General features: G+C 68.0%; 11 protein-coding genes. 4 read left to right on the top strand and 7 right to left on the bottom strand.

Annotation, left to right across the window (positions count from 1 at the left end):
* The coding region (locus tag VLF18_RS02155; RefSeq protein WP_325277972.1) for a hypothetical protein at positions 1 to 196 on the top strand (196 nt) is incomplete at its 5' end.
* Between the two features lie 678 nt (positions 197 to 874).
* On the opposite strand, the gene VLF18_RS02150 is transcribed toward VLF18_RS02155, so the two are convergent.
* Positions 875 to 1555: a DUF4124 domain-containing protein gene (locus VLF18_RS02150; protein WP_325277971.1), complete on the bottom strand. Its 681-nt coding sequence runs from the start codon at positions 1553 to 1555 to the stop codon at positions 875 to 877.
* An 86-nt stretch (positions 1556 to 1641) separates the two neighbouring features.
* Between VLF18_RS02150 and VLF18_RS02145 the strand changes: the two genes are divergently transcribed.
* Positions 1642 to 2676, top strand: coding sequence for a GntG family PLP-dependent aldolase (locus VLF18_RS02145; protein ID WP_325277970.1), 1035 nt, complete (start codon positions 1642 to 1644; stop codon positions 2674 to 2676).
* A gap of 3 nt (positions 2677 to 2679) precedes the next feature.
* On the opposite strand, the gene VLF18_RS02140 is transcribed toward VLF18_RS02145, so the two are convergent.
* The 4 genes from VLF18_RS02140 to VLF18_RS02125 all read right to left on the bottom strand — a co-directional run bounded on the left by VLF18_RS02140 (position 2680) and on the right by VLF18_RS02125 (position 5365).
* Positions 2680 to 3309 carry a 2-hydroxychromene-2-carboxylate isomerase gene (locus VLF18_RS02140; RefSeq protein ID WP_325277969.1) on the bottom strand — a complete coding sequence of 210 codons (630 nt, stop codon included), beginning with the start codon at positions 3307 to 3309 and terminating at the stop codon, positions 2680 to 2682.
* 98 nt (positions 3310 to 3407) lie between these two features.
* Complete coding sequence (locus VLF18_RS02135) at positions 3408 to 4022, bottom strand: SRPBCC domain-containing protein (RefSeq protein ID WP_325277968.1); 615 nt, start codon at positions 4020 to 4022, stop codon at positions 3408 to 3410.
* Between the two features lie 17 nt (positions 4023 to 4039).
* Complete coding sequence (locus VLF18_RS02130; RefSeq protein ID WP_325277967.1) at positions 4040 to 4438, bottom strand: DUF1761 domain-containing protein; 399 nt, start codon at positions 4436 to 4438, stop codon at positions 4040 to 4042.
* A 69-nt stretch (positions 4439 to 4507) separates the two neighbouring features.
* Complete coding sequence (locus VLF18_RS02125; RefSeq protein ID WP_325277966.1) at positions 4508 to 5365, bottom strand: helix-turn-helix domain-containing protein; 858 nt, start codon at positions 5363 to 5365, stop codon at positions 4508 to 4510.
* Positions 5366 to 5535: 170 nt separating this feature from the next.
* On the opposite strand from VLF18_RS02125, the gene VLF18_RS02120 reads away from it, so the two are divergent.
* Complete coding sequence (locus VLF18_RS02120; protein WP_325277965.1) at positions 5536 to 6306, top strand: AMP nucleosidase; 771 nt, start codon at positions 5536 to 5538, stop codon at positions 6304 to 6306.
* Positions 6307 to 6360: 54 nt separating this feature from the next.
* Here the strand turns inward: VLF18_RS02120 and VLF18_RS02115 are convergent, their stop codons facing one another.
* Positions 6361 to 6693 (bottom strand): hypothetical protein, encoded by a 333-nt coding sequence (locus tag VLF18_RS02115; protein WP_325277964.1) that lies wholly within the window; start codon positions 6691 to 6693, stop codon positions 6361 to 6363.
* A 198-nt stretch (positions 6694 to 6891) separates the two neighbouring features.
* Positions 6892 to 7815 carry a Grx4 family monothiol glutaredoxin gene (gene grxD / locus VLF18_RS02110; protein WP_325277963.1) on the bottom strand — a complete coding sequence of 308 codons (924 nt, stop codon included), beginning with the start codon at positions 7813 to 7815 and terminating at the stop codon, positions 6892 to 6894.
* A gap of 260 nt (positions 7816 to 8075) precedes the next feature.
* On the opposite strand from grxD, the gene VLF18_RS02105 reads away from it, so the two are divergent.
* The coding region (locus VLF18_RS02105; RefSeq protein ID WP_325277962.1) for an OmpA family protein at positions 8076 to 9369 on the top strand (1294 nt) is incomplete at its 3' end.

The raw sequence follows: 9369 nt of genomic DNA, 5'->3' as shown, positions 1-9369 counted from the left end.
AAAAGCCGCCTTCCAGTGCGCTATCTACGTTTCGGGCTCGAAGCCGCAAGGGCGCAATCGGCATCCGGAAGGCGTTTCCCTAAGGGAAAAGTTACCTCGGAAAGAATACAAGGGCGCAATAACCGAAGGGCATTGCGCCATTCGCGCGAAGCCGTCCGGTTTTCGCGCAGCCGTTTGCGCCTTTGCATCGCAGTGAGGCGACGAGGCCAGACCGGACACGGCGCAATGCGCTGTGCGAATGCCGGCGCAATGCGCTGCGCGAATGCCGGCGCAATGCGCTGCGCTTATTGCGCCCTACGTTCGCTGCGTGATCTGCCGCCTCGCTCGGACCCGATCGATGACATCGCGTGCACAAGTCTGTGGATGAAACGCTGCAGGCGTTGCAGCGCCTCGCTCGCGCCCGGTGTGCGCCGGTCCTCGCCAGAGGCCGGTTTTGCGCGTCGGAGCGGCCGGCTGTGGATAAGGATCGCGTCGCAGCCGCTGCGATCGCGTTCGCGTATCCACAGCGGCTGTGGAAACCCCCCGTAACAAGCCTGTGGATGGATTGCTGCAGGCCTTGATACGCCTCGCTCTCGCACGCTTTGCGCAAGAATTCGCCAGCAGTCTCGGCGCTATCCACAGGGCCTGTGGACAAGCGTGGGAACAAGTCTGTGTACAAGCGCCGCAGCGCGAGTGTCTGCGCGGGCTGTGCCCGCTTTGCGCAGAATTTGCTCAATCCGCCGCGCGGCGTGCTGAAAATTATATATAGAAACTAATGGACATGTGCGGTCCGAGTTGTCCACAGCCGCTGTGGACAACTGCGCGCACAAGCTTGTGGATGAAACGCTGCGAGCCGCATGGCGGCTCGTCTTCGCCCGGATTGCGCGAATCCGCGTCAGCAGCCGGCGAGCTTGTCGGCGAGCGCGCGCGCCTCGTTGGCGAGACCGGGGCGTTCGTCGCGCGATGCGCCGCGCTGGCGCGACAGGTTCTCGTCGAGCTGGCTGCGCAGCGCGCGGCAGGCCTCGGCCGGCACGAGCTGTTCGCAGCGGTCGCGCACTTCGACATAGGCTGCGGCGATCGCATTCGCGCCGCTGCCGTCGGCAACCGGCGGCCGGTTGAGTTCCGGTGCGGAAACCGTGGCGTTGTCGCCGAGCGGACTGCCGGGCAGGCCGACGACGCCGGCCGGTACGCGATAGGGCCGCGTCTCGCCGGTTTCGCTGAAATAGACCTTGTCGTTGTCGGCGCGCACGCAGCGGAACAGCACGGGCGGCGGCGGTCGCGGCGGCGGCGGTGCCGGCATCGCCGGCGGCTCGGGCCGCGCCGGCGCAGCGGCGACGGGTTCATCGGCGGGAACGGTGGTGCCGTCCTCGGCGACGATCTCCTCCGGCGGTGGCGGCGGCGCGCGGTCGTACTCGAACGAGCGGCTCTGCTGGTCGCTGCGGCAGGGTTTGTCCTGGAACGACACCGTCCCGTTGGCGTCGGTGCAGCGATAGCCGGTGTTCGTCGCGGCGGCGGCAGGACCCGCGCTGGCGGCACCGGCGGCGGCGATCAGGAGCAGGCGGAGGAGGGTAGTCATGGACTGCCGATTCTACGCCGCCGCCTCGCTTGCGGGACGAGGCGCATGCCGCAATGCTTCGCGCTTTGCCGCCGCGGATCCTGTTCATGCCCGACTTCGTCGATTTCTTCAGCGATACCAAGACGCGGCCGACCGCCGCGATGCGTGCAGTCATGGCCGGGGCGGAAGTCGGCGACGAGCGCGCCGACGAGGATCCGAGCGTGAACCGCCTCGTCGCGCGCTGCGCCGAACTGCTCGGCAAGCCCGCGGCGCTGTACCTGCCTTCGGGCACGATGTGCAACGAGATCGCGCTGGCCGTGCATTGCCGGCCCGGCGATGAAGTCATCTGCGATCGCACCTCGCACCTGATCGGCTTCGAGGGCGGCGGGCCGGCCGCGCTGGCCGGCGTCATGCTGACGCCGCTGGCCGGCGACCGCGGCCGTTTCGATGCGACGCAGCTCGCCACCGCGCTGCGGCCCGACCGGCCCTATGCGCCGCGCCAGCGGCTCGTCGAAGTCGAGCAGACCGCGAACCTCGGCGGCGGCGCGATCTGGCCACTCGCGCAGCTGGCCGGCATCGCCGCAGCTGCGCACGCGCACGGCCTCGCCACGCACATGGACGGCGCGCGCCTGCTGAACGCCGTCGTCGCGACGGGAATCTCCGCGGCCGACTACGCGCGCGATTACGACTCGGTCTGGATCGATTTTTCCAAAGGCCTCGGCGCGCCGGGCGGCGCGGTGCTTGCCGGCAGCGCCGAGTTCATCCGCGAAGCGAACCGGCTGAAGCTGCGCTGGGGCGGTGCGATGCGCCAGAGCGGCATCATCGCGGCGGCCTGCGACTACGCGCTCGATCATCACGTCGCGCGGCTCGCCGACGACCATGCCAATGCCGCGACGCTGGCGCGCGGCATCGCGACGATCGAAGGACTCGCCATCGATCCGGCGAGCGTGGAAACCAACCTCGTCTACTTCGACGTGACGCGCGAGGGACTGAGTGCGCAGCAGCTCTGCGCGCAACTGCTGGCACGCGGCGTGCGCATGGGCGAAATGGGCGCACGCACGGTGCGCGCGGTGACGCATCTCGACGTGGACGCGGCTGCCGTCGACAGGGCGCTCGCGGCGCTGCGCGAACTGCTGGCCTGAGTCTCAGCGGCGCCGCTGCACGGCCTGCGGCAGCGTCGCGATGCGCGCGTATTCGCCGCGTTCGAAACGCTGCGGATCGTCGAGGTGCTCGAGCGCCATCGCGGTTGCGTCTTCACCCCAGAACAGCGCCTCGCCGATGCGCAGCGTCGGCACGCCGAACACGCCGTCGGCGAGCGCCTGCTCGGTGTTCGCACGCAGCTGCTGCTTCACGTGATCGGCGGCGAGCGCGGTCTCGACGTCGCCGATGCCCAGTGCGGCAGCGGTATCGCGCAGTGCGTCGATCGAATCGGCCGCGCGGCCGTGCTCCCAGATGTGCGCAAAGACGCGTTCGACCGCATCCCAGCGGGTCCCGGCGGCGATCGACAGCCGCAGCGCCGTCAGCGGGTTGAACGGGTGCGCTGGCGGAAAGCGCAGCGGTATCCGCTGCCGTTCGGCGCGCCACTGCACGAAGCGATACGTGAAATCGCGCTTGCCCGGAATCTCGGCCGGCCCGAGCTGGCCGAGCGTGTCGAGCACCGCCGCGAACAGGATCGGCACGGGTTCCACGGTCGCGCGTTCGCGCAGCGCGGACAGCCGGTGCAACTGCAGCCACGCGAACGGCGAGATGAAATCGAAATACCACTGCACGTGCATGCGGACTCCTCGGCAACGAAGGACGGCGCGCACGAGCGCGCCGTCGAAAACGCAGAGCCGGATCGTAGCGGCGGCGCGACTGCCGCGGCAGTGCGGAATCAGCCGCCCTCGATCGTCTGCTTGAGCCGGTCGAGCGCCTCGCCCCAGGCGCGGCGCAAGCCGTCCGCGTCGTCGCGGTTCTGCAGGCGTTCGTGCGTGATCATCACCGTCGTCTTCGCGCCGGCCGGCGCGAACTTGATCTCGACCGGCGTCTCCGGCGCGGCATCGGGTTGCTGCCAGATCAGCTTGATCGTCCTGCCGGGACTCAGCTTCTTGATCTGCGCGCGGTTGCCGTCGGCATTGCGCAGGCTGCCGCCGTCGGCGAAGTCGAGCGCGTGGCCGCCGCCGAGCCAGCGGTCGAGCGCGGGCGCGCTCGCGAACGCGTCGTAGCAGGCATCGGGTGCAGCCTTGATGCTCTTGGTCGCGCAGATCGTGTAGCCCTTCGCGCGGCCGTCCTTCTCGACGAGTCCCTTGGCGGCTTCGTATTCGATGTTGATCGTCGCGATCCACCAGGGATCGAGCTTGTGGCCGTCGAGCAGGCGCTGGCCGATCTCGCGGCGTCCGAGCGCGGCGCCGCCCCAGCCGTCGATCTGCTCGAACCATTGCGCGAGCGTCCTGCCGGTCGCGGCGGCGGCCGTGCCGACGATATGGTCGGCCTTCAAGTCGATGCGCATGAGCGTGCTCCGGGCGATCAGTGCCAGAGGGCGAGGATCAGGCCGATCGCGGTGAACTGCAGCGTGTGATAGCCGCCGTCGATCAGGAACAGCTTCAGGCTCCGGCGCGCGAACAGGTAGTTCGTGCCGAAGCTCGTCGCGACCCAGAACAGGCCTGCGGCGAAACCGGCGCCGAGGCCGAGGTTCATCGGCGGGCGCGGACCGAGGAAGATCGCGAACATCCAGGCGGCGAGCAGACTCAGGACGAACGAGCCGCCGAAGATGCGCGCCATGTTGCCGCGCGCGAGCTCTTCGTCGCTGAGTCCGACCTCGCGCTGCCAGGCCTTGCCGAACAGCATCGGCGAATACCACAGACCGCCGAGCACGAAGCAGGCGGCGGTGGCGGCGAGTACGGCCCAATAGTTGATTTCCGGCATGGCACGACTCCTGTGTGGGTTGAGTGCGGCTACGGTAGATCGCCGGCATCGCCGGGTATTGGAAAAAAGTCACCTGACCACGACGCTGCCCGGGTCCGGCTGCGCGCTGCGCGCGAACGCGGCCGGCGGCATGCCGGAGAACTGCTGGAAATCGCGGATCAGGTGGGACTGGTCGTAGTAGCCGCAGTCGGCCGCGAGCAGCGCCCAGTCGCGCGCGACGCCGATCTGCGCGAGCGCGTGCTGGAAGCGGTAGATGCGCGCGAGCGATTTCGGCGGCAGGCCGACCGCGCGGCCGACGAGATTGCCGAGGTACTTGCGGCTGCAGCCGGCTTCGCGCGCGAGCTCCTCGGCGCGTACGCGGCCGCCGCTCTGATTGAGGCGCGCGAGCGTCCAGTGCACGAGCGGATGCACGCTGCGGCCGGTGATGCAGGTGTCGAGCAGCCAGTCCTCGACGAGGTCGAGTCGCTGCGCGACCGACGCGGTATTCAGCAGCCGCTCGCGCAGGGACAGCGCGCCCGGGCCGACGAGATCGAGCAGCGGTCCGGTGCGGTTCGCGAGTTCGGCCTGCGACCAGGGCAGCAGCGCCGCGGCGCCGCTCGCGCTGAACGCGACGCCCAGCAGCACGCTGCCGTGCGGCGCCGAGGTTTCGATCGGACCTTCGTGCAGGCCCGAGAACCAGATGTCGTCGAAGACGATGCGCAGTTCGGGTGGTCCGGGCAGGAACAGGTACTGCGGCGGCCCGAGATTGATCAGCAGATAGCTGCGCGCCTGCGGCAGGATGCGGTCGCGTTCGTAGGAAACCTGGCCGGCGCCGTGCCAGAGCTGCGCGACATGCTGGCGCAGCGCCGGATGCGGCCGGCGCATCGCGACGTCCCAGGCGCCCAGCGCCGAATCGTGATGGTGGATCTCGATTGCGCCTGCTGCCATGGCACCCCGCCCCCAAGGTTCGCGCGCGCCGATTATGGCGCGGATCGCGCGCGCTGAGCACCGGGCGTTCGGAGGCCGCGTGGTATCATCGCCGGGCTTATAACGAGAACATCGCCGGCGTGGCGTCGCCGGTAACCCTGACCTGCCACGCGGGTAATCACGGGGAAAGCATGAAAGACAAGAACGAGATCGTCAGCAACTGGCTGCCGCGGTACACCGGCGTGCCGCTGGAGGAGTTCGGCAAGTACGTACTGCTGACCAACTTCAGCAACTATGTGGAATTGTTTGCAAGGTGGCACAATGTCGAAGTCCGCGGACGCGACAAGGCCATGCCCTCCGCCCACGCCGATGGGCTCAGCATCATCAACTTCGGCATGGGCAGCCCGACGGCCGCCACGATCATGGACCTGCTGTCGGCCATCATGCCGCGCGCCGTGCTGTTCCTCGGCAAGTGCGGCGGACTCAAGAAGAAGAACCAGCTCGGCGACCTGATCCTGCCGATCGCCGCGCTGCGCGGCGAAGGTACGTCGAACGACTATTTCCCGCCCGAAGTGCCGGCGCTGCCGGCGTTCACGCTGCAGCGCGCGGTGTCCTCGACGGTGCGCGATCACGGCCGCGACTACTGGACCGGCACGGTCTACACGACGAACCGGCGCGTCTGGGAGCACGACGACGCGTTCAAGGCCTATCTGCGCCGCACGCGCTGCATGGCGATCGACATGGAAACCGCAACGGTGTTCAGCGTCGGCTTCGCAAACAAGATTCCGACCGGCGCGCTGCTGCTGGTCTCGGATCAGCCGATGATTCCCGAAGGCGTGAAGACCGAGGAAAGCGATCGCAAGGTCACCGGCGAATTCGTCGAGGCGCAGATCCGCATCGGCATCGATGCGCTCAAGGAAATCCGCGACGAAGGGCAGTCGGTCAAGCACCTGCGCTTCTGAAACGGCACGGCGGCGGCACCATGCGTCGCCGCCGCGACCCGGCCCGAACGCGGATCAGTTCTTCTTGACGTCGTCCATGCTCCAGTTGAACTGGAGCAGGATGACCGACGGTTCCTTGTCGCCTTCGAAGCGGACCTTGCAGTCGAAGGTCTGCTTGTATTCGGACGTGAGTCCCTTGTCGAAGACGATGTTGGCGTTGAGCGAGAGGATATTGCCGCTTTCGGCTTTCGCCGCGGCGGCCATGGCCCTGGGATTGAGCTCGAACGTGCGGCCGGCCAGCTTGTTCTTCACTGCGGCCTCGCAGGCCTGGGCTGCCGTCTGTTCGCGCCCGCCGCCGCAGGCACTGAGCAATACCGCCATCGCGAGTGCGACTACCGCTGCGCGCATCGACTGTCTCCCCTTCGTTGTCTCCGGGCCGGACGCGTCGGACTCGCGAAACGTCGCCCGGTGCGGCCGAACGCGGCCGAGTATATCAGCGGCATATGCATTCACCGTGCCGATGGCAATGTCGCTGACACTCAAATTCCGCGCCGATGCAACATGAACCGCCTGCGGGTTTTCCCGCATGCGGTCGCCGGCAAAACCTCAATAGCGCGGAATCGACGGGTCGATCTGACGCGACCACGCGTCGATGCCGCCTTCGACGTTGAACACCTGGCGGAAACCCAGGCCGCGGAAGTGCTCGGCCGCGCTGCGGCTCGAATTGCCGTGATGGCAGAGGAAGGCGAGCGGCTGGTCCTTCGGCAGCGCCGACAGGCGCGCGACGCTGTCTTCATCGAGTACCTGCGCACCGGCGAACGGCGCGGTTGCGCGGTCGTGCGCCGGACGCACGTCGATGACGGTGATGTCGCGGCGTTCGAGGCGGGCCTTCAGCGCCTGCACGTCGAGCGGCTGCACCGCCGGCGGCGCGTTCGGGTTCGTGATCGACAGGCCGCTGCCCTGTACCGTGTCGACCCAGTCGATCACGATGCCGCGGGCACGCTGTGCGGTCGTCGTATCCATGAGCACGTCGATGCCGTTCGCGTTCGCGCGGACCTCATGGCCCTCGGCCTCGCGCAGGAAGAACTGGGCCTGGAAGCGCGCGTCGATGCTCAGGTGCAGCGCGGCGTTGCCGGCGTCGGCGAGGCCCGCGCGCATGGCCTGAGCGGCGGCGTCGGTGATCGTGATGGTCGGGGGCGTGCGGTCGGGCTTGGGCAGGCCGAGCAGGTCGTGCAGCTCGCCGCTGTTGGCCATGCCGGCGACGATGTCGGCACCGCCGATCAATTCGCCGTCCACATAGAGCTGCGGAATCGTCGGCCAGTTGCCGTAGGCCTTGATGCCCTCGCGGATTTCCGCGTCGGCCAGCACGTCGACCGACACGTAGTCGTCGAGCAGGCCGTTGAGGATGCCGGCCGTGCCGGCGGAAAAGCCGCAGCGCGGCGCATGGCGCGTGCCTTTCATGAACAGCACGATGCGGTTTTGCTGCAGCAGGGAGTCGATACGCGAACGGAGTGCGGGGTCGAGATTCATGGGATTCCGGAAACGGGCAGGTCGCCGCCGATGATAGCGCCCGGGATATGCGGACGCCCGGCGCGACCGGCAAGGGTCGTCCGGCAACTGAGGGAAAACCCGCGTTGCCGCGTCGGATTCCTCTGAAAACGGCGCCGTCTGCGTTCGCTTTGCGTGCCCCTTCACGTTTCCGGCGCACGTTACAGGCTATTTGCAGCGCGCCGCTGCGCGATAATCGCGCCCGCTTTTTTTGCCTCGTCCTATGGAGTTGGGAGACCCCTATGCGCCGTTCGCTGCTCGCCCTGAGCATTTCCCTGGCCCTGTCCGCGGCTGCCGCCCAGGAATCCGCCCCCCCGAGGCCCGAGGCGAACGACCCGAGCATTCCGGTCACCTACGTCGGCACGAACGCGCGGGTCAGCCTCGGCGTCAACGACGACGGCGACATCAACGGCGAGGCGCTCGGCATCTTCGGCTTCGACGGCGACTCGGCCTGGATCGCGCAGCTCTGGCTCGCCGAACACGGCGCCGGCGGCGTGCAGCTCGACTACCACTGGCTGCTCGGCGGCAAGACGCGCGAAGACACGCTCGAGAATGCCGACGGCGTCGCCGTCGCGAAAGCCTTCGTCGCCGTCGACCAGAACATCTGGAACGACCGCAAGGCCACGCTCGGCGTCGGCTACGAGAAAAACGATTTCTTCATCGACGGCTACGTCTCGGGCGCGCTGACCGGCAGCCGCTTCGTCGGCAGCCGCACGAACACGACGGCGACGACGCTGACCGGCACCGAGAACGGCCACGCCTACACGCAGCTCCAGACGACGCGCGTCGTCACCGACGCATTCGAGCATCCCTACGAAAAAGGCATCGGCGTGCGCCTCGGTCGTCACTTCGACGAATCGCTGTGGCGCCTGCGCGGGGGCCTCGACTACGAGCGCGGCAAGTACAGTTCCGACCAGACCACGCTGTCGCTCGGTGTGGACAAGTACATTCGCAACACCGGCTGGAGCGTATCGCTCGATGCCGAAGCGCTGCGCAAGTCCGGCGACTTCGAGACCGACCGGAACGACACGCGCGGCTGGCTCAGCCTGCGCTACGAATTCGGCCAGGCCTATCGGCCGCGCGCGCCGTTCAAGGTCGAAACCGTCGCCGGCACGCCGCCGGCCGTCGCCGACGTGCAGACGCCCAAGCCCACCGTGATTCGCAATGACGTGCGCCTCGACGGCGATGCGTTCTTCGATTTCGACAAATCGGATCTGCGTCCCGACGCGGTCGCGGCACTCGACGAACTGCTCGCGAAAATCAACGGCACGACGCGCGTGAGCCGCATCACCGTCATCGGGCATACCGACAGCGTCGGCACCGTGGCCTACAACCAGTCGCTGTCGGAGCGTCGCGCCGCGAGCGCGAAGGCCTATCTCGTCGCGCACGGCGTGCCGGCCGACCAGATCGATACGCGCGGCGACGGCGAACTCAATCCGTCGCACGCGAACGACACTGCGGCCAACCGGCAGAAGAATCGCCGCGTCGACGTCGAATTCCTGACGATCGAAGAATCCACCGTGCCGGCCGTCGCGA

This window comes from Tahibacter sp. (assembly GCF_035481375.1).
Taxonomy (GTDB): Bacteria; Pseudomonadota; Gammaproteobacteria; order Xanthomonadales; family Rhodanobacteraceae; genus Tahibacter.
The sequence above is the reverse complement of the archived record's forward strand: the minus strand, read 5'-3'. Positions and strand labels throughout refer to the sequence as shown.

Bases quoted from the DNA above. Each gene is read 5' to 3' on its own strand.
- VLF18_RS02120 (WP_325277965.1), top strand. From the start codon at position 5,536: ATGAAAGACAAGAACGAGATCGTCAGCAACTGGCTGCCGCGGTACACC.
- VLF18_RS02130 (WP_325277967.1), bottom strand. From the start codon at position 4,438: ATGCCGGAAATCAACTATTGGGCCGTACTCGCCGCCACCGCCGCCTGC.
- VLF18_RS02115 (WP_325277964.1), bottom strand. From the start codon at position 6,693: ATGCGCGCAGCGGTAGTCGCACTCGCGATGGCGGTATTGCTCAGTGCC.
- VLF18_RS02150 (WP_325277971.1), bottom strand. From the start codon at position 1,555: ATGACTACCCTCCTCCGCCTGCTCCTGATCGCCGCCGCCGGTGCCGCC.
- grxD (WP_325277963.1), bottom strand. From the start codon at position 7,815: ATGAATCTCGACCCCGCACTCCGTTCGCGTATCGACTCCCTGCTGCAG.
- VLF18_RS02135 (WP_325277968.1), bottom strand. From the start codon at position 4,022: ATGCGCATCGACTTGAAGGCCGACCATATCGTCGGCACGGCCGCCGCC.
- VLF18_RS02140 (WP_325277969.1), bottom strand. From the start codon at position 3,309: ATGCACGTGCAGTGGTATTTCGATTTCATCTCGCCGTTCGCGTGGCTG.
- VLF18_RS02145 (WP_325277970.1), top strand. From the start codon at position 1,642: ATGCCCGACTTCGTCGATTTCTTCAGCGATACCAAGACGCGGCCGACC.
- VLF18_RS02125 (WP_325277966.1), bottom strand. From the start codon at position 5,365: ATGGCAGCAGGCGCAATCGAGATCCACCATCACGATTCGGCGCTGGGC.